Annotated in this window: 19 protein-coding genes; 8 read left to right on the top strand and 11 right to left on the bottom strand. The window is 47.0% G+C overall.

Features of this window, described 5'->3' with window-relative positions:
* The 4 genes from ICN19_RS02645 to fdxA are packed head-to-tail and all read right to left on the bottom strand — an operon-like array spanning nt 1 to nt 2,730.
* Nucleotides 1-489 (bottom strand): dihydrofolate reductase, encoded by a 489-nt coding sequence (locus tag ICN19_RS02645; protein ID WP_216245565.1) that lies wholly within the window; start codon nt 487-489, stop codon nt 1-3.
* 11 nt (nt 490-500) lie between these two features.
* On the bottom strand, nt 501-1,295 hold the full coding sequence (locus ICN19_RS02640; protein WP_216245561.1) for a thymidylate synthase: 795 nt from the start codon (nt 1,293-1,295) through the stop codon (nt 501-503).
* Nucleotides 1,296-1,340: 45 nt separating this feature from the next.
* Entirely contained in the window at nt 1,341-2,387 is a 1,047-nt protein-coding gene (locus ICN19_RS02635) for an FAD-dependent oxidoreductase (RefSeq protein ID WP_216245559.1), read from the bottom strand.
* Nucleotides 2,388-2,406: 19 nt separating this feature from the next.
* Nucleotides 2,407-2,730: a ferredoxin FdxA gene (gene fdxA, locus ICN19_RS02630; protein WP_216218763.1), complete on the bottom strand. Its 324-nt coding sequence runs from the start codon at nt 2,728-2,730 to the stop codon at nt 2,407-2,409.
* Between the two features lie 149 nt (nt 2,731-2,879).
* Between fdxA and ICN19_RS02625 the strand changes: the two genes are divergently transcribed.
* Entirely contained in the window at nt 2,880-3,863 is a 984-nt protein-coding gene (locus ICN19_RS02625) for a D-glycerate dehydrogenase (RefSeq protein ID WP_216246014.1), read from the top strand.
* Nucleotides 3,864-3,963: 100 nt separating this feature from the next.
* On the opposite strand, the gene ICN19_RS02620 is transcribed toward ICN19_RS02625, so the two are convergent.
* The 5 genes from ICN19_RS02620 to ICN19_RS02600 all read right to left on the bottom strand — a co-directional run bounded on the left by ICN19_RS02620 (nt 3,964) and on the right by ICN19_RS02600 (nt 10,036).
* A complete protein-coding gene (locus ICN19_RS02620) occupies nt 3,964-4,257 on the bottom strand; it encodes a hypothetical protein (RefSeq protein ID WP_215400911.1) in 294 nt (97 codons plus the stop codon).
* Nucleotides 4,258-4,269: 12 nt separating this feature from the next.
* Complete coding sequence (glp, locus tag ICN19_RS02615; protein ID WP_216245557.1) at nt 4,270-5,586, bottom strand: gephyrin-like molybdotransferase Glp; 1,317 nt, start codon at nt 5,584-5,586, stop codon at nt 4,270-4,272.
* Nucleotides 5,583-6,188: a molybdenum cofactor guanylyltransferase MobA gene (mobA, locus tag ICN19_RS02610; RefSeq protein ID WP_216245554.1), complete on the bottom strand. Its 606-nt coding sequence runs from the start codon at nt 6,186-6,188 to the stop codon at nt 5,583-5,585. Before mobA ends, glp begins: the two co-directional genes overlap by 4 nt.
* On the bottom strand, nt 6,188-7,303 hold the full coding sequence (moaA, locus tag ICN19_RS02605; protein WP_216245553.1) for a GTP 3',8-cyclase MoaA: 1,116 nt from the start codon (nt 7,301-7,303) through the stop codon (nt 6,188-6,190). The genes mobA and moaA overlap by 1 nt, the downstream gene beginning before the upstream one ends.
* A gap of 93 nt (nt 7,304-7,396) precedes the next feature.
* Nucleotides 7,397-10,036: an Rne/Rng family ribonuclease gene (locus ICN19_RS02600; RefSeq protein WP_216245551.1), complete on the bottom strand. Its 2,640-nt coding sequence runs from the start codon at nt 10,034-10,036 to the stop codon at nt 7,397-7,399.
* A 464-nt stretch (nt 10,037-10,500) separates the two neighbouring features.
* On the opposite strand from ICN19_RS02600, the gene ICN19_RS02595 reads away from it, so the two are divergent.
* From ICN19_RS02595 to ICN19_RS02585, 3 genes are read left to right on the top strand one after another with little or no spacing between them, the layout of a single operon-like run.
* The gene (locus tag ICN19_RS02595) at nt 10,501-11,505 is read left to right on the top strand and encodes an RluA family pseudouridine synthase (protein ID WP_216245541.1); all 1,005 of its coding nucleotides are present in this window, start codon (nt 10,501-10,503) and stop codon (nt 11,503-11,505) included.
* Nucleotides 11,506-11,516: 11 nt separating this feature from the next.
* Nucleotides 11,517-12,197, top strand: a complete 681-nt coding sequence (locus tag ICN19_RS02590) for an HAD-IA family hydrolase (RefSeq protein ID WP_216245538.1) — start codon at nt 11,517-11,519, stop codon at nt 12,195-12,197.
* Nucleotides 12,198-12,209: 12 nt separating this feature from the next.
* Complete coding sequence (locus tag ICN19_RS02585; RefSeq protein ID WP_216245536.1) at nt 12,210-13,157, top strand: S49 family peptidase; 948 nt, start codon at nt 12,210-12,212, stop codon at nt 13,155-13,157.
* 34 nt (nt 13,158-13,191) lie between these two features.
* Here ICN19_RS02585 and ICN19_RS02580 read toward each other — a convergent pair whose 3' ends face one another.
* Both ICN19_RS02580 and ICN19_RS02575 read right to left on the bottom strand, forming a co-directional pair.
* On the bottom strand, nt 13,192-13,962 hold the full coding sequence (locus ICN19_RS02580) for an SAM-dependent methyltransferase (RefSeq protein ID WP_216245534.1): 771 nt from the start codon (nt 13,960-13,962) through the stop codon (nt 13,192-13,194).
* 25 nt (nt 13,963-13,987) lie between these two features.
* Nucleotides 13,988-14,584, bottom strand: a complete 597-nt coding sequence (locus tag ICN19_RS02575) for a Maf family nucleotide pyrophosphatase (protein WP_216245532.1) — start codon at nt 14,582-14,584, stop codon at nt 13,988-13,990.
* Nucleotides 14,585-14,627: 43 nt separating this feature from the next.
* On the opposite strand from ICN19_RS02575, the gene ICN19_RS02570 reads away from it, so the two are divergent.
* The 4 genes from ICN19_RS02570 to ICN19_RS02555 all read left to right on the top strand — a co-directional run bounded on the left by ICN19_RS02570 (nt 14,628) and on the right by ICN19_RS02555 (nt 17,568).
* Nucleotides 14,628-15,203, top strand: a complete 576-nt coding sequence (locus ICN19_RS02570) for a DUF177 domain-containing protein (protein ID WP_216245530.1) — start codon at nt 14,628-14,630, stop codon at nt 15,201-15,203.
* Nucleotides 15,204-15,308: 105 nt separating this feature from the next.
* Nucleotides 15,309-15,488 (top strand): 50S ribosomal protein L32, encoded by a 180-nt coding sequence (gene rpmF, locus ICN19_RS02565; RefSeq protein ID WP_011902241.1) that lies wholly within the window; start codon nt 15,309-15,311, stop codon nt 15,486-15,488.
* Nucleotides 15,489-15,571: 83 nt separating this feature from the next.
* Nucleotides 15,572-16,585 (top strand): phosphate acyltransferase PlsX, encoded by a 1,014-nt coding sequence (gene plsX, locus ICN19_RS02560; protein ID WP_216245528.1) that lies wholly within the window; start codon nt 15,572-15,574, stop codon nt 16,583-16,585.
* The gene (locus ICN19_RS02555; RefSeq protein ID WP_216860608.1) at nt 16,582-17,568 is read left to right on the top strand and encodes a beta-ketoacyl-ACP synthase III; all 987 of its coding nucleotides are present in this window, start codon (nt 16,582-16,584) and stop codon (nt 17,566-17,568) included. The genes plsX and ICN19_RS02555 overlap by 4 nt, the downstream gene beginning before the upstream one ends.
* Nucleotides 17,569-17,610: the final 42 nt, after the last annotated feature.

The following is a 17,610-nucleotide window of genomic DNA, read 5'->3' as shown; positions in this document are numbered from 1 at the left end:
TTATTTGCGCTCCAAGGTGATGAAGCTAAAGGTAATGTCACCTTCGGATCCAGGAGTTCGCTCTACCTCATTCCAGTCGGATGCATTAGGCACTTCAAAGAAGGTATCGCCACCTTCAATATCTAAGTCGATTTCAGTGATATAAAGACGATCAGCCTTATCAAAAGCCTGGGTAAAGAGTTGTTCGCCACCAATAACAAAGACCCGGGAGAATTCGCTCAGACTCTTCAAGGCTTCATCCAAAGATCCAACAAGCTCACCACCGGTTAATGGGTAGTTTGCATTGCGACTCACTACGATATTGCGACGACCGGGAAGTGGGCGACCAATCGATTCCCAGGTCTTACGACCCATGATGACAGGATGACCCATCGTTACACGTTTGAAGAATTGCAAATCCGCAGAGATCTTCCAAGGCATTTGATTGTCGCGACCAATCACGTGATTACGTGAGCGTGCAACAATCATGGAAATGGCAGGCTGAGTCATATGCTTAATTCTTAAATGGCTACAGGAGCTTTAATGTGGGGATGAGATTCATATCCTACGATTTCAAAGTCCTCGAACTCATAATCAAAAATAGAATCAGGCTTGCGCAAAATATTGAGCTTAGGCAACTGGAAGAAATCTCTAGATAACTGAAGCTCTACCTGCTCTAAATGGTTGCTGTATAGATGGCAATCGCCGCCAGTCCAAATAAAGTCACCCACCTCTAGATTGCATTGTTGCGCCATCATGTGAGTGAGTAGGGCGTAGCTAGCGATATTAAATGGCACACCCAAAAAAATATCCGCGCTGCGTTGGTAGAGTTGGCATGAGAGCTTGCCATCCGCTACATAAAACTGAAAGAAGGCATGGCAGGGCGCTAAAGCCATGCGGGGAATATCGGCAACGTTCCATGCAGAAACAATAATGCGACGTGAGTCCGGATTCTTTTTAATGGTCTCCACCACTTCGGAGATTTGATCGATATGCTGACCATTTGGTGCAGGCCATGAACGCCACTGATAACCATAGATTGGGCCGAGATCACCATCGGGTGCTGCCCATTCATTCCAAATGGAAACGCCACGCTCCTTAAGCCAATTATTGTTCGTGCTTCCTTTGAGGAACCAGAGCAATTCATAAATAATCGATTTGAGATGCAGTTTTTTGGTGGTCACCATCGGAAAGCCATCTGCCAAATTAAAGCGCATTTGGTGCCCGAATACGGAGACTGTGCCAGTTCCGGTTCTATCGGACTTTTGAACCCCCTTGGCGAGGACTTCCTTCATGAGATCGTGATATTGACGCATATGTATCAGCTAAATGTAGTTATATGTAGACGAATTATGGATAGCTTACTCGAATGTAGGCGACTTCACTCCCAGGGCTTTGTGGAGCTTGGGAGAGGTGGTCGTATATTGGAGTGGAATCTGCTTTTCTGGGTTTAGGTACTCTGCTGCTGCAAATGCAGCTAGGGCGGCCTCATGGAATCCAGACAGAATCAGTTTCTTCTTACCTGGATAGACATTAATGTCGCCAACAGCATAAATGCCAGGGATGCTGGTTTGAAATTTACTGGTATCCACACAAATTTGTTTACGATCGATATTGAGGCCCCAATCTGCGATGGGCCCTAATTTAGGGGAGAGGCCAAAAAATACCAAAAGATCGTCGAGCGGTATCTGCTTGGCCTCACCGTCAATATCGGTAAAGGTAATTTCTGCAAGTCGATCATCTTGCGCTTCATAAGCAGTCACTTGTCCGATGAGTAATTGCATTTGGCCGCTCGCGCAAAGTTCACGCATCTTTGCAATCGATTTGGGAGCAGCCTTAAATTCATCGCGACGGTGAATTAATGTCACGCTAGCCGCAATTTCAGAAAAATGTATTGCCCAATCTAGTGCCGCATCGCCACCCCCGCAAATCACAATTCTTTTGCCTGCAAACTGCTCGGGACTTTTAACGTGATAAAAAAGTTGCTTGCCTATAAAGCGGTCTATCCCCTCTAGGTTCAAGAGGCGAGGCTGGAAAGCACCAACGCCAGCGGCAATAAATACAGTCTTGCTGAGGAAGTGGTTATCTAGTGAGGTACTAATGAGAAAGCGTCCATCAGCCTGTTGCTCTAGCTTGGCGACTTCTTGACCAAGATGAAATTGTGCATTAAAGGGCTCAATTTGCTTTAGCAAATTATTCGTGAGCTCGCGTCCAGTGCAAACTGGAATGGCAGGGATATCGTAGATAGGTTTATCTGGATATAGCTCTATACATTGACCGCCCACTTCTGGCAGCGAATCAATCACATGTGCTTTGATTTCTAAAAGACCTAACTCAAATACCTGGAAGAGGCCCACAGGACCGGCGCCAATGATGACAGCATCCGTTTGTGTGGGCGAGTTTGACACGAATGCTTTTGCTCGAAAATTACTTTACTAGCTGATCGAGTTTGCTCTTAACGTCTTTCCATTCTTCAGCATCTGGAAGAGCTGCTTTGGACTTGGTAATAGAGGTCCAAGAAGGAGAGAGTTCAGCATTGAGTTTGATGAATGCTTGTTGATCACCAGGTACATCATCCTCAGCATAAATAGCGTTTACTGGGCACTCTGGAACACAAACCGCGCAATCGATGCACTCATCCGGATCGATCACTAAAAAATTAGGACCTTCGCGAAAGCAGTCAACTGGGCAAACATCAACACAGTCGGTGTATTTGCAGCGGATACAAGATTCGGTAACAACGTAAGTCATGGCGATTTTGTTTCAAGAGCCCCAAAAAGCTGGGTGCTAGGTTATAAAACCTCAATTTTAGCCGAAGTAGCCTATTTTTCAGGCTAAAGGGTTAATTTACTTGAGGTAAAGTTTCCCATATGAATACACAGTCCAATAGCCAGATAAACATGCAAAAACCCAAAATTCTAGTGGCAAGAGCCATTTTTCCCGAGGCTTTAGCCAAGTTGGAAGAGTCATTTGAGGTACGGTCAAACCAAGAGGATCGAATTTTTAGTCCAGAAGAGTTGCAAAAAGAACTCTCGGGAGTTGTAGGGGCTTTGGTTGCAGGCAGCGAAAGAATAGACGCAAATGCACTAGCGCATGCCAAAGATTTGAAGATCGTAGCCAATATCTCGGTGGGATATAACAATTTTGATGTACCAGCGATTACTGCCGCGGGTGTCATGGCGACGAATACTCCTGATGTGTTGACGGATACAACTGCTGACTTTGGGTTTGCATTGCTGATGGCAACTGCAAGACGTATTACTGAATCAGAGCATTGGGTGCGCGCTGGTCATTGGGATAAGTGGTCGATTGTGAATAATCCCCTTGGTATGGATTTACATCACAGTACGGTTGGCATTATTGGTATGGGTCGCATCGGTCAAGGCATTGCCAAGCGTGCATTAGGCTTTGGGATGAATGTGATCTATCACAATCGTAGTCATCTATCCGATGCTGATGAAAAAGCCTGCGGCGCTAAATACGTTTCTAAAGAAGAATTGCTGCGCACTGCAGATCATGTTGTCTTGGTATTGCCCTATAGCGCTGAAAGTCACCATACCATTGGTGCCAAGGAAATCGCTCTCATGAAGCCGACTGCAACCCTGATAAACATTGCCCGTGGCGGTATCGTGGATGATGCAGCGCTTGCACAAGCTCTCAATGAAAAACGCATTTTTGCAGCTGGTCTAGATGTGTTTGAGGGCGAACCTAAAGTACATCCTGAGTTATTAAAGCTCAGTAATGTCGTGCTCGCTCCACACATTGCTAGTGCAACAGAAAAAACACGCAGAGCGATGGTTGATCTGGCGGTAGATAACTTACGCGCTGCGTTAGATGGTAAAAAACCACCCAGCTTGATTAATGCGGAAGTTTATAAAGCTTAGTTAAATTGGATTAACTAATTAGTAAAACTAAGTAGTAAAAATAAAGCCGAGTAAGAACTCGGCTTTATTGATTAGAGTGTAGCTCCGAAGATTAACTCATTTATTCTGCGTCGATTTCTTCTGGTAGCTCGCGCATTGCTAATTCAATACCACCGAACTTACCTGCAACCCAGTTATAGACTTTGCATGCGATCCACAGCAATCCAAAGCCTAATAAAGCATTGAGAATCAGAGCTGACAGCACAGTAAATCCAGGGATGGCGCCATCACGAATGAAGGCAACAAACAATGCCAACAAAACGATTGGAACGGAGAAGCAGAGGTAAACCAAAACTAAGGTTTTGGCGGTATGCATTGGGTCGAGGAAGACTAGTTCTTTTTTGGTGAGTTTCATGATGACGCAATCTTAAAGCAGTCCATCAAAAAGCGCTATATCTACCCAGTCTCCAGCGGCAACATTTCCCTGTTCGTGACCTAGGATGACAAAGCAATTTGCCTCACTCATGGATCGCAAGATCCCAGCACCTTGGCTGCCAGTTAATCTGACTGTTGGCTTGCCATCAGCACTGCGTCCCAAGATGGCGCGTTGAAACTCAGTGCGACCAGGCTTTTTCCGAATGGGGGCCTCAGCGACAGCCTGAGTTAGCGGCGGCTGTGTTTGATTCGCGCCATTGAGTTGCAAGAGGGCGGCACGAACAAATTGATAGAAAGTCACCATGACCGCGACCGGGTTTCCAGGTAAGCCAAAGAAGAGGGTTTTACGAGCTGGTGATTTTCCAGCGACTGGCTTGAGTACACCAAATGCCATTGGCCGTCCTGGACGCATGGCGATTTTCCAGAAGCCCACATCACCTAACTCTTGCATGATTTGCTTTGTGAAATCCGCCTCACCAACAGAAACGCCGCCAGAAGAAATTAAGACATCTGCTTTATTGGCGGCCTCAATAAAGGCTTGTTTCAAAGATGCGGGATCATCGCGCACAATGCCGCAGTCAATGATTTCTAGATTTAGGCGATTCAGCAAACCTGTGAGGCTGTAGCGATTGCTATCGTAAATGCTGCCAGCATCCAATGCTTGACCTAAAGATCGCAGTTCATCTCCGGAAGATAGAATAGCTACCTTCAGTTTTCGTTTTACTTGGAGCGTTGCAATGCCTAATGAAGCTGCGAGTCCTAAATCAGATGGGCGGAGCAAGCGACCCGCAGCAATAGCAGCCTTGCCTTGTTGAAGATCTTCGCCGCGTAAGCGTCTATTCTCACCAAGCTTTAGTTGATCTTGCTTAAATTCAATGTTGAGCTCATCTTTTGCAGTGGTGAACTCTTGTGGAATTACTGTATCGCAGCCAGCAGGCATCACTGCACCCGTCATGATCTTCAGGCATTCACCAGGGCCAACTTTGCCCTCATAAGGCTTACCTGCAAAGGCAGTGCCCACGATGCGCAATGAGACTGATGGATTGCTTGTATTAAGACATTTGCCGTCAAATGCAAAACCATCCATTGCTGAGTTATCTGCAGCAGGAACATCAATTGGCGATAGAAGGTCGACCGCTAGAATGCGGTCAATAGCTTGATCTAATGAGACAGTTTCAATATCAGCAGGATCATTAATGGCCCTGGACTCTTGAATGAGGTCATCAACTAGTGCCGCAATTGCTTTGCGAGCATCATCAACATGTAGTGATGAAGTCAAAAGAATAGGTTGATTTGGGGAGTGACTCATGCAGACACTCCTTCAAGTTTTTTGAGTTCTTCAGGCGTATTGACGTTGGCAAATACTTGAGAGTCATCAAAAATCACCGTGCTACTACGCAACTCTTTAAACCAACGATCGATTTTGAGATCACCTTTTTGTAGAAATTGATCCAATGAGTCTTTTAAGTTACTGCGCATCAAGCAAAAAACCGGTTGCGCCCAAACCTTACCATCCGCTTCTTTACTAGAGGCGTAAACCAATTGAAAGTGACCACGCTCCATCTCGGCAGCTAATTGCTCAGCGAGATTGTTGGGGAGTAATGGTGAGTCGCACGGTGATATCAGAAGGTAGGGTGTCTTACACGCCTTCAAGCCCACTGAGAATCCAGCCAAGGGGCCCGAAAAATCAGGCGTCTCATCCATGATGACTGGGTAGCCATAAGCCGCGTACTTTGTGATGCTGCGGTTGGCATTAATCACAATAGTTTGTACCTGAGGCTTGAGCTTTGCGATGGCTGACTCGATGAGTGGTTTGCCGTGAAATGGAATTAGACCTTTATCAATACCACCCATGCGTTGCGCACGTCCGCCAGCAAGGATTAGTCCAGTAATATCTTTAGTCGAAATCATTAACCACCAATATAAGACATTTCAACTTTGCGACCGCCTGTTGCTAGCTTTGCGGTATTGGACCCTCTAATCTCAGAGTAGTGATCCTCACGGGTTGCCCAGGTATTCATCACCGCGTTGGCAATTTCTAAATCGGATTTACCAGAGCGCAATAACGTTTTGAAATCAAAACCTTCATTAGCGAAGAGACAGAGATACATTTGCCCATTAGTGGAGATGCGCGCTCTAGAGCATTCATGACAGAAGGTCTGTGTGACGCTAGAGATCACTCCAATCTCGCCTGAGCCATCGACATAGCGCCAGCGCTGAGCAACTTCGCCAGCGTAGTTGGCCTCAATAGGCTCAAGTGGAAAGACCTCATTAATTCTGGCAATGACTTCTTTAGAGGGCAGTACTTGCTCCATGTTCCAGCCATTAGAGCTGCCTACATCCATAAACTCAATAAAGCGCAGAATGACGCCGCTGCCTTTAAAGTGTTTTGCCATCGCAACGATCTCATGATCATTGGTGCCTTTTTTCACCACCATATTAACTTTGATGTTCTGAAAGCCAACCTCTTGGGCTGCGGCAATTCCATCGAGTACATCAGCCACCGGAAAATCGACATCATTCATTTTCTTGAAGATGGCATCATCTAAGCCATCGAGGCTGACAGTTAATCTGTGCAGGCCAGCCGCTTTTAACGCCGCAGCTTTTTTACGCAAGATGCTACCGTTAGTAGTGAGGGTAAGGTCTAGTGGCTTGCCATTGGATGCTGGAATTTTTGCCAACATCTCGATGAGCACTTCTAAGTTTTTACGAAGCAAGGGCTCACCACCAGTTAGTCGAATTTTTTCAACACCCAAGGTGGAAAAGATAGAAGTGAGTCTGGCGATTTCTTCGAAGCTCAGTAATTCTTTGTGAGCAAGATATGGATAGTTTTGATCAAAAACTTCTTTAGGCATGCAATAGGTGCAGCGGAAGTTGCAACGATCAGTAACGGATATGCGTAGATCTCTTAAGGTGCGCCCACGAGTATCTTTGGTATGGCCATGAGGCGTGACAAGCTGCGCGCCAATAGAGGGCGTCAGGCCTTTGCCTTCGTCAAGTCGGATGGGGATTACTTTTTCAACCATGTTCGCAATTATGGCTGTGAAACGGGGTTTCTGCCAAACCGCCAAATATCCTTTTGGGATAAATGGCAGTCTGGAGAAAAAGCTTTAGATGGCTTAAACCGTTTTTTCTTGGCCGCCGGTTTCAACTAAAACCATTGGGCCTTCAGGAAGCTGAGCAGCAGGCTTAGGTGCTCTGCCTAAGTTATGTGCCACAGGCTCTGCCTGAATCTGATTTTGAGCTTCAGCGTGCTTTGATGAGTCTGTAGCAACCCAGATCATGCCGGCGGATTGCACAACGCTATGCAACGGAGTTTCCTCAAGCGCCTGGAAGGCAACCTTCGGAAGTTCTGGAGCAGGCTTACTAATGACTTCTACTGCAGCAGCTACTGCTGCAACAGGCGCTGCGGCTTGGGTAGCTGGGGCTGACGCAGGTGCAGTGTTTTGTGCAGGGCGATTGGATTGACGTGGAGCACGTGGTGCGCGCTCTTGTCTTTCTTGTTTCTCCGCAGCAGGCTTTGCATTTCCAAAGCTATTAGCAAGGTTCTGAATCGGCATGCTTGCAGATGCGCCAGCCATTCCTACTGGAGGGCCCGCAAAAGGACTTGCTGAAGCGGCTGTTGCTGGTGCAGCGGCATCGTTACCACCTTCAGTGCGTTCGCCACGCTCACGCTGACCGCGGCCACGACCACGACGATTGCGGCCACGACCACGACGCTCTTCACCATCTGCGCCTGTAGTAGCTTCGCTACCTGGAGCAGCTTCTGTTGCAGGTGTTACTGGTGCAGCATTAGCTTGATTGCGATTACCTTCTTGACGTTCTGGCTTAGGACCGTTTTGATTGCGATTGCCGTTACGGTTGTTGCGGTTGCGGTTGTTGTTAGCGCCCTCTGCTGGCGTACCTTCCGCTGCATTTGCTGCTGGACGCTCAGTGCGCTCACCACGACGGTTACGACCGCGATTGCGATCACCACCGTTGCCGTTGCGACCTTGGTTACGGCCGCGATTATTACTTGGGGCTGGTTTTTCTTCAACCGCTGGAGAAGAGCCAAAGAGACTCTTAATAAATCCAAAGAAGCCACCAGAGCTCTCTGCTTTTACTGTTTCAGTGCGAGCAGGGCGTGGTTGGCTAATTGGCGCAGGTTGTGTTGGCGTAATGCCTTTAACTGCAGCCTCAGGACGCACTTTGACATCAGCATCTTTCTTGCTAACGGTTGTGTCTGTCTCGAGTTCGCGAGCGGCTTCTTCAGCCATTACATAACTTGCTTTTTGATCGTCAAGACGTGGGTCGTCATGACGTAAACGCTCCAGTTTGTAATGTGGTGTTTCTAAATGCTTGTTTGGAACCATCAAGACGTTTACTTTGAAGCGAGTCTCAATCTTGATCACTTCAGCACGTTTTTCATTCAATAGGAATGCAGCTACTTCGACTGGTACTTGAGTATGAATCGCTGCTGTGTTTTCCTTCATTGCTTCTTCTTGGATGATGCGCAGAACTTGCAATGCAGAAGATTCAGTGTCACGAATGTGGCCAGTGCCGTTACAACGTGGGCAGGTTACATGGCTACCTTCAGATAATGCTGGACGCAAACGTTGGCGTGACATTTCCATCAAGCCAAACTTGGAGATCTTGCCCATTTGAACGCGGGCGCGGTCATGACGCAGAGCATCGCGCAGGCGATTCTCAACATCCTTCTGAGCCTTGCTTGATTCCATATCGATGAAGTCGATGACGATTAAGCCACCCAAGTCACGTAAACGAGCTTGACGGGCGATTTCATCGGCAGCTTCTAAGTTGGTGCGGGTTGCAGTCTCTTCAATATCAGAGCCGCGAGTTGCGCGTGCTGAGTTGACGTCCACTGAAACCAAAGCTTCAGTGTGGTCAATCACGATTGCGCCGCCTGATGGCAATGGCACAGTGCGTGAGTACGCAGTTTCAATTTGATGCTCAATTTGGAAACGTGAGAACAAAGGCACATCATCTTGATAGCGCTTCACGCGTGGCAAGTTGTCTGGCATTACAACAGACATAAATGCAGCGGCTTGTTCGTAGATGTCATCGGTATCGATGAGGATCTCGCCGATATCTGGTTGGAAGTAATCGCGAATTGCACGAATCACCAAGCTAGATTCGAGGTAGATCAATAGTGGCGCTGAGTTGCCTTTAGCAGCTTCATCAATCGCTTTCCACAATTGCATGAGGTAACTTAAGTCCCACTGCAATTCAGTAGCATCGCGACCAATACCTGCGGTACGAGCGATGATGCTCATACCATCAGCTACTTCTAATTGAGACATGGCTTCACGGAGTTCTTGACGGTCTTCACCTTCAATACGGCGGGATACGCCACCTCCACGTGGGTTGTTTGGCATCAATACCAAATAACGGCCTGCCAAGGAGATAAAGGAGGTGAGGGCGGCGCCTTTTTGGCCGCGCTCTTCTTTTTCTACTTGAACAATGATTTCTTGACCTTCGCGCAGAGCATCCTTAATGGAAGCATTGCGGACGTCGATGCCCTCTTTAAAGTAACTGCGGGCAACTTCCTTGAATGGCAAGAAGCCATGACGTTCTTCGCCGTAATTGACAAAGCAGGCCTCAAGGGAAGGTTCAATACGGGTAATGACACCTTTGTAGATATTGCCTTTGCGTTGTTCACGACCGGCAGCTTCGATATCGATATCAATGAGTTTTTGACCATCAACGATGGCAACTCGCAACTCTTCTTGTTGAGTTGCATTAAACAACATGCGTTTCATAACACTCTCCTATGGGGGAGGGTGACCTTGCGCGCTGCGTTAGGGGACAAGTTAAATACCACTTAGGACTGAGCCTAAGGCGGTTTATGAGTGTGGATCATGCAAATCTAAGCACTTTTTGCTTAGTTCACCCAGTTAACGGTTGGTTAAATCGGTGCCACACTTGACGATCGCCGCAGAGACCTCCTTTAGGTCATCAATGCAGGCGCGCGCCTGAAAACTGTCTTCTAATCGCGGGTCGCGGCATACGGCACACCAACCCTGCGCCTCATTGCAACGGGGGAGGGGCAACCCCGGGAGTCTTTTAAAGGGCGACTCCAAGCTCCACGATTCAAACCTGACTTCAGGTTGGTCTCGGGCCAATAAATTGGCTAGAGCGTTGATTATACGGCACAAGTTGCGTGACAATGGGGTATTGTTGAGTCCCTTGTCGTCCCCCGCCGGGGTCACAAGACAGATAAATCATGAAATCTGAACCCATTTCCAAGCCTTCCAAGGTAAAAACGTCCGCTCCCGCAGCAGTCCACCTCCAGACAATTGGTCCGGAAGAGGCTGGCCAGCGCTTGGATAACTATTTGCTACGTTGGGCTAAAGGGGTGCCAAAAAGCCACGTTTACCGAATTATTCGATCTGGCGAGGTCCGGGTTAATAAAAAGCGGGCCGAACCAACCACCCGACTGGTTGAGGGTGATGTGGTGCGCCTCCCCCCGGTTCGCATTGCCGAACCAGCCCAAATGGCAGCAGTTAATTCCGCTCAAACTAAATCTCGCGCACATGGCTATTCGGACAAAATGCCGATTCTGTTTGAGGATGAAGCTCTATTAATAGTGAACAAGCCGGCCGGTTTGGCTGTGCATGGTGGTTCAGGTATTGCTCTGGGTGTCATTGAAACCTTGCGCATCACTCGCCCCGAGCTGAAGTTTCTGGAATTAGTACATCGTTTAGACCGAGATACCTCAGGCGTTTTGCTGCTGGCTAAAAAGCGTAGCGCTTTGGTTGAGCTCCATCGTCAAATCCGTGAAGGTCAAACCGATAAGCGTTATTACTTGCTTGCACATGGTGAAATCGTGCAGGGCGCCCAAACCATGCAGCTCAAATATCCGCTGCACAAATATCTTCTGCCGAACGGGGAGCGCCGTGTGCGAGTTGACCCAGATGGCTTGCCAAGTCACACCGCTTTGCGAGTGACCAAGGCACTCAAGCGTGAAGGTGCTGCCATTACGCTTGCAGAGGCTCAGCTCAAGACGGGGCGCACTCATCAGATTCGTGTGCACTTGCAAAAATTAGGATACGCAATTTTGGGTGATGATAAGTATGGTTTTGAGGATTTAGATAAAGCGATTAAATCTAAGCGCCTTTATTTGCATGCCCATCTAGCTGGCTTTACGCACCCACGCACTGGCGAAAAGATGCGCATTGAATCGCCATTGCCCCCAGAATTTACCGCCATGATGAAAACCTTTGAGTAATAAAAATTAGCATGCCTCAAACAAGTAAATCTAATCGACCTTATGACCTGATTGTTTGGGATTGGGATGGAACTATTATGGATTCCACGCCAACGATCGTCCATTGCATTCAGCAAGCTTGTCGTGATTTGGGTTTTAAGGCGCCAGACGATACCCTGGCAAGTTCAGTAATTGGTTTGGGAATCCAGGATTCGTTGAGAAGAGCGGTGCCTTGGATTGAGCCGATTCATTTTCCAAAGCTAACTGAACGTTTTCGATATCACTACCTAGCCAAAGATCATGAGCTCGATTTGTTCGTTGGCATTCGTGAGCTTTTAGAAGAATTGCATTCCCAACAATATTTGTTGGGTGTTGCTACAGGTAAATCTCGTGTAGGTTTAGATCGTTCACTAAAGCACCATCAGATTGGCCATCTCTTTCATGAGACTCGTACAGCCGATGAGTCATTCTCCAAGCCTCATCCAGGAATGTTATTGGAATTATCGGATGTCACCCAGGTGCCAACACGCCGTATGCTTATGATTGGCGACACCACGCACGACTTGGACATGGCTGCTAATGCTGGTGTAGATGCTGTAGCTGTTACTTATGGCGCCCACCCCCCAAGCACTCTTAAAGAATCGCCATCATTAGTTCATGTTGATGATGTTGCGCAGCTTTCTCAATGGCTTAAAAATAACCTGCAACACTAAGGAAGTAAAAAGATGGAAAACAATCCAAACCCAAATTGGGAGCGCCAAGCTCTAGAGCACCTCTTGTTGGAAAATTTAAAAGAGACTCGTAAAGCGCGTCGTTGGAAGGCTGTATTGCGAGTTCTGACTTTGTTAGTGATCGTGGGTGTCTTGCTATCGATATTTGATTTTCATCTTCCCGGCAAGGGAATGGGAGTTGAAAAACATACCGCACTAGTAACTCTTGAAGGAGAAATCTCCTCGAGTTCAATGGCCAATGCAATGGATGTCAATTCATCTTTATTGGCGGCATTTGAGAATGAAGGCAGCGCCGGTGTTGTATTGCGTATTAATAGTCCTGGCGGATCCCCGGTGCAGGCCGGCATGATTAATGACGAGATTCATCGTCTGCGTAAGCTTTATCCCAAAAAACCTTTTTATGTAGTGGTAGAAGATATCTGCGCATCGGGCGGCTACTACGTTGCTGTAGCAGCAGATCAAATCTTGGTAGATAAAGCGAGCTTGGTAGGCTCCATTGGCGTGATCATGGAAGGCTTTGGTTTTACAGGCTTAATGGATAAGTTAGGTGTGACTCGCCGCATGATTACTTCTGGCTCCAATAAAGGCATGCTAGATCCATTTAGCAAAGAGGATCCAAAGCAAGTGGAAATGGTCAGAACCATGATTGATGAAATTCATCAGCAATTTATTGCGGTAGTTAAAGAAGGGCGAGGCGACCGTTTAAAAGAGGTTCCAGATTTATTTTCTGGACGTATTTGGAATGGCGAGCAAGCTGTAAAGATCGGCCTGGCCGATGGTTACGGTACTGTTGATACAGTTGCGCGCGATATCTTTAAGGCGCCCGATATTCTGGACTACACCATGAAAGAAAACTTTGCTGAGCGTGTTGCTAAGCGCTTTGGTGCAGAAGCTGGAGCCGCTGCTGGCAAGGCTTTGGTTAAGTCGCCTGATCTTAAGTAGATAAAGCAAAAAGCAAAACTAAAGCGTTAAAGACTTAGGCCAATAGTAGAAATACTGTTGGCCTATTTTGTAGCGAGGCACATGCAGCTTCATTCGGATAGCGTTTGCGCCAGTCTGCAATTGATAAAGTGACAATCATTTCTGATGGAAGACTCAGGTCTACACCAAGACACAACAAGCTTTGAGGCGCCAGTGAATTGTTGCATGCCATCAACATCGCAGTATTGCGATAAGGCGTCTCAATCCAAATTTGAGTTTGTTGTAATTTGCGAGATTCAATTTCTAGCTGTTTCAGTTTTGCTGTGCGCTCATGGACGTCATGAGGTAGATATCCTTGAAATGCAAAGCGCTGACCATTTAGTCCACTAGCCATGAGCCCTAGCAAAATTGAGCTTGGCCCAACCAATGGCTTTACTTGTGCGCCCAGCTTATGTGCCGCTAGAACCAACTCCGCGCCAGGGTCAGCCACGCCAGGTACTCCTGCTTCTGACATGAGGCCCATATCGTTTCCGGCAAGTAGAGGCTTGAGAAGGTCAGCAGGTTTTACTGAGTCGCCATACTTTGCGTTACGCGCCGCACCTCGCCATTCGCTCATCTGCATTTCTTGAATGGTGCATGCTAATGGTGAAACAGAATCAATTGCTTTTAATAGGGCGCGTGCTGTTTTGGCATCTTCGACAATCCAATGTTTGAGCTTGGCTGATTGTGTAATCGTTTCCGCAGGAAGCACCCAAGGTAGTTGTTCAGCACGGCCATCATCACCCAAGGTGTTTGGAACTAAATACAGAGTGCCGAGTTTGCTCATAAATAACTTCTTTTATTTTTATTGCTTAGTTTTTTGATGGAATTGCAAAGCCTGCATCGCGCAGTAGACCTGTTAATGCAATCAGAGGAAGGCCAATAAGTGCAGTGGGATCATCGCTCTTAATGGATTCCAGCAGGCTAATGCCGAGACCTTCAGACTTGGCGCTACCAGCGCAATCATAAGGTTCTTCAGCCAGTAAGTAGGCCTCTAAGACGTTGTCTGGAAGTTTGCGAAAGGTAACTTCGGTAGGAACACATAAAGTAGTTTGGGTGTCGCCCTTCATCAGACATAGAGCGGTTTGGAAAATCACTGTTTGACCGCGCATGAGTTGTAATTGCGCTAACGCTCGTTCGAAATTACCTGGCTTACCAATTGCTGCGCCACAAAGATCTGCAACTTGATCAGATCCAATCACCCAAGCATCGGGATGTTCTTTGGCAACCGCAGCTGCCTTTGCATGTGCGAGACGCATTGCTAAATCGAGTGTGCTCTCGCCAGTGAGGGGTGTTTCATCTACTTTTGGTGAAATGACTTCAAAAGGAATGCGCAGACGCTCTAATAGTTCGCGTCGATATTTGGAGGTAGACCCCAAAATCAAGGGTGGGTTTTGGAAACTACTCATCGTGTTCTGTGCTTTCTAGTGCTGCTTCATTTAGACTGATGCTATGAATCGTAATCAAGTTTTACCTCAAGTCGAACTATCTTCCGAGCCTAGCGCTTTAAAGAGGGTAGATTTTTGTGCCCCCCAATCCTATAAGGGTGCTGGATTTTTAAGCATCCAAGATCTGCCAAGGGTGGCTGAGGAGGCTTCAACCATTAACCCAGGCGATGGGTTTGACTGGTCAGTTCAAACGCATTTTGAGGATTCTCCCGGCAGTGAGCCACATCAAATCCTTGAATTAGGGCTAAAAGGTCGTCTGCACCTAGTTTGCCAGCGCTGTTTGCAGGATTGCGCGGTGGATATGGAAGAAAAGCGGCGCTTTGTCCTTGTGGCCACTGATGAAGAGGCTGACGCCTATCCCTTGGAGGATGAAGAGCAAGAGCCTTTGGTGGTAAATCAGCATTTCAACCTCTTGGAAACCATTGAGGATGAGGTTTTGCTGTCTTTACCCCTGATTCCCAAGCATCCAGAAGGCTTTTGTGAGCCGCATGCCTCTACTTTCGGAGATGAGGGCGATGAAGCGGTGTCAGATGAGCGTGAAAATCCCTTTAACATATTGAAAAATATGAAGAAAAACTGAAATCAGTGCTTATATTTCAGTTGTTGTTTTGGACACCTTTTGTCAACAAATCAAGCATTTAGGTGCTTTTCCATGCTAGAATGTCGCCTTGCTTAGGAGTTCAATATGGCCGTTCAACAAAACAAAAAATCACCTTCCAAACGTGGCATGCATCGTGCGCACGACTTTTTGACCGCACCTGCTACGGCTGTTGAAGCCACAACTGGTGAGGCTCATTTGCGCCACCACATTTCACCTAACGGCTACTATCGTGGTCGTAAAGTTGTTAAAACTAAAAACGACTAATTTTTTAGTCTAAACAGATAGAAGCGGCTCCAGTAAAAGCCGCTTTTTTCTTGGATAAATCACTTGCAGCAATCAATGAGTTTATGAGCGTTACTCTAGCTATTGATGCCATGGGCGGAGATCATGGAGTCGTCGTGACGGTTCCAGCTGCCTGCGATTTTCTAGAAAAACATGCAGATGTGAAGATTGCCTTGGTAGGCGATCCCGATTTAATTAAGCAGGTCTTGAGTAAATCTCCTAAAGCTCCGATGGAGCGAATTCAAATTATTCCCGCTAGTGAAGTTGTCTTGATGGATGATCCTATCGAGGTTGCTTTGCGTCGCAAAAAAGATTCTTCCATGCGTGTTGCTATTGAGCAAGTTAAAGAGGGTGCTGCTGATGCAGTCATCTCTTCTGGCAATACTGGTGCACTCATGGCAATTTCTCGCTACATCTTAAAAACCCTTGAGGGCGTTGATCGCCCTGCAATTGCTACTGCTATTCCCAATGAATTAGGGGGTGGCACGACTATGCTAGATTTGGGCGCGAACGCAGACTGCGAGCCAATGCACTTAGTTCAGTTTGCTCAAATGGCAAACGTGATGGTGCAGGTGGTTGACGGCAAACAAAATCCTTCAATTGGTCTTCTTAATATTGGTGAAGAAGTCATTAAAGGCAATGAAGTTGTTAAGCAAACTAGTGAATTGCTGCGTCAAACATCCTTAAACTTTTATGGCAATGTAGAAGGTAATGACATCTTTAAAGGCACAACAGATATTGTTGTGTGTGATGGCTTTGTGGGCAACGTTGTATTAAAAGCTAGCGAAGGCTTGGCTAAGATGATGAGCGGAATGATTCGGCAAGAATTTAATCGCTCATTGATGACTAAGATCATGGCTGTTTGCGCAATGGTTCCTTTGCTTAGAGTGCGTAAGCGCGTTGACCATCGCCGTTATAACGGTGCAGTATTGTTGGGTTTGCGCGGTTGCGTCATTAAGAGTCACGGTTCTGCTGATCGTTTTGCATTTGGCTTTGCTCTTGATCGTGCTTATGAGGCAGCCAAGAATCGTATGGTGGAGCGTATTGCTGCAGCCTTTGTAGTGGAGACAAAAGTATGAGTATCTTTGCAAGAGTAGCTGGCACTGGAAGCTATCTTCCGGAACTGCGCCTAACTAATCAAGACTTGGTAGAGCGCCTTGCCAAAACTGGCTTAGAGACAAGTGATGAGTGGATTAAGACGCGTAGCGGTATTTCTGCACGTCACTTTGCGGCTGAGAATGAGCTCACAAGTGATCTAGCGGTAAAGGCTGCAGAAGCTGCGCTCAGCAGCGCTGGAATCACCTCCGAAGATTTAGATCTCATTATTTTGGCTACTTCTACACCTGATCATTTGGGCGGCTTTCCAAGTACTGCTTGTGTAGTTCAAGATAAATTAGGTGCGCATACTTCTTGTGCAGCATTCGATGTGCAGGCGGTTTGTGCTGGCTTTACTTATGCGCTTGCCATTGCAGATGCGTTTATTCGTTCTGGCACATATAAGAAAGTTTTGGTGATTGGTGCTGAAACCTTCTCACGTATTTTGAATTTTCAAGATCGCGGTACTTGTGTCTTGTTTGGCGATGGCGCCGGAGCAGTTGTGCTCGAGGCTTCCAAAGAGGCCGGCATTCTTTCTACGGCATTGCATGCTGATGGTAGTCAGCGCGATATCTTGTGTGTTCCTGGTCGCGCTGGTAATGGTGAAGTGCATGGCTCACCATTTATGACGATGGATGGTCAAGCAGTATTTAAGTTGGCCGTGAAAGTTTTAGAGCAAGTAGCTCATGAAGCATTGGAGAAAGCCAACCTCAAGCCTGAGCAGATTGACTGGCTAGTTCCACATCAAGCAAACATCCGCATCATGGAAGGCACAGCCAAAAAGATGGGCATGTCCATGGATAAGGTAATTGTGACTGTGCATGAACATGGCAATACTTCCGCCGCATCGATTCCATTGGCATTAGATGCTGGTGTGCGTTCCGGACAAATTAAGCGTGGCCAACATCTTTTATTAGAAGGCGTTGGTGGTGGCTTTGCTTGGGGCGCGGTAGCCATTAAATACTAAGAAGAATTCACTTTTATTTATCTATCTCTTTAATTTCTTTCA

Source organism: Polynucleobacter sp. AP-Capit-er-40B-B4 (genome assembly GCF_018882245.1).
Classification (GTDB): domain Bacteria; phylum Pseudomonadota; class Gammaproteobacteria; order Burkholderiales; family Burkholderiaceae; genus Polynucleobacter.
The sequence above is the reverse complement of the archived record's forward strand: the minus strand, read 5'-3'. Positions and strand labels throughout refer to the sequence as shown.

Excerpts from the sequence above, each read along its gene's own strand:
- ICN19_RS02645 (WP_216245565.1), bottom strand. The coding sequence starts at position 489 with ATGACTCAGCCTGCCATTTCCATGATTGTTGCACGCTCACGTAATCAC.
- ICN19_RS02640 (WP_216245561.1), bottom strand. The coding sequence starts at position 1,295 with ATGCGTCAATATCACGATCTCATGAAGGAAGTCCTCGCCAAGGGGGTT.
- fdxA (WP_216218763.1), bottom strand. The coding sequence starts at position 2,730 with ATGACTTACGTTGTTACCGAATCTTGTATCCGCTGCAAATACACCGAC.
- ICN19_RS02625 (WP_216246014.1), top strand. The coding sequence starts at position 2,880 with ATGCAAAAACCCAAAATTCTAGTGGCAAGAGCCATTTTTCCCGAGGCT.
- ICN19_RS02620 (WP_215400911.1), bottom strand. The coding sequence starts at position 4,257 with ATGAAACTCACCAAAAAAGAACTAGTCTTCCTCGACCCAATGCATACC.
- glp (WP_216245557.1), bottom strand. The coding sequence starts at position 5,586 with ATGAGTCACTCCCCAAATCAACCTATTCTTTTGACTTCATCACTACAT.
- mobA (WP_216245554.1), bottom strand. The coding sequence starts at position 6,188 with ATGATTTCGACTAAAGATATTACTGGACTAATCCTTGCTGGCGGACGT.
- moaA (WP_216245553.1), bottom strand. The coding sequence starts at position 7,303 with ATGGTTGAAAAAGTAATCCCCATCCGACTTGACGAAGGCAAAGGCCTG.
- ICN19_RS02600 (WP_216245551.1), bottom strand. The coding sequence starts at position 10,036 with ATGAAACGCATGTTGTTTAATGCAACTCAACAAGAAGAGTTGCGAGTT.
- ICN19_RS02595 (WP_216245541.1), top strand. The coding sequence starts at position 10,501 with ATGAAATCTGAACCCATTTCCAAGCCTTCCAAGGTAAAAACGTCCGCT.
- ICN19_RS02590 (WP_216245538.1), top strand. The coding sequence starts at position 11,517 with ATGCCTCAAACAAGTAAATCTAATCGACCTTATGACCTGATTGTTTGG.
- ICN19_RS02585 (WP_216245536.1), top strand. The coding sequence starts at position 12,210 with ATGGAAAACAATCCAAACCCAAATTGGGAGCGCCAAGCTCTAGAGCAC.
- ICN19_RS02580 (WP_216245534.1), bottom strand. The coding sequence starts at position 13,962 with ATGAGCAAACTCGGCACTCTGTATTTAGTTCCAAACACCTTGGGTGAT.
- ICN19_RS02575 (WP_216245532.1), bottom strand. The coding sequence starts at position 14,584 with ATGAGTAGTTTCCAAAACCCACCCTTGATTTTGGGGTCTACCTCCAAA.
- ICN19_RS02570 (WP_216245530.1), top strand. The coding sequence starts at position 14,628 with ATGAATCGTAATCAAGTTTTACCTCAAGTCGAACTATCTTCCGAGCCT.
- rpmF (WP_011902241.1), top strand. The coding sequence starts at position 15,309 with ATGGCCGTTCAACAAAACAAAAAATCACCTTCCAAACGTGGCATGCAT.
- plsX (WP_216245528.1), top strand. The coding sequence starts at position 15,572 with ATGAGCGTTACTCTAGCTATTGATGCCATGGGCGGAGATCATGGAGTC.
- ICN19_RS02555 (WP_216860608.1), top strand. The coding sequence starts at position 16,582 with ATGAGTATCTTTGCAAGAGTAGCTGGCACTGGAAGCTATCTTCCGGAA.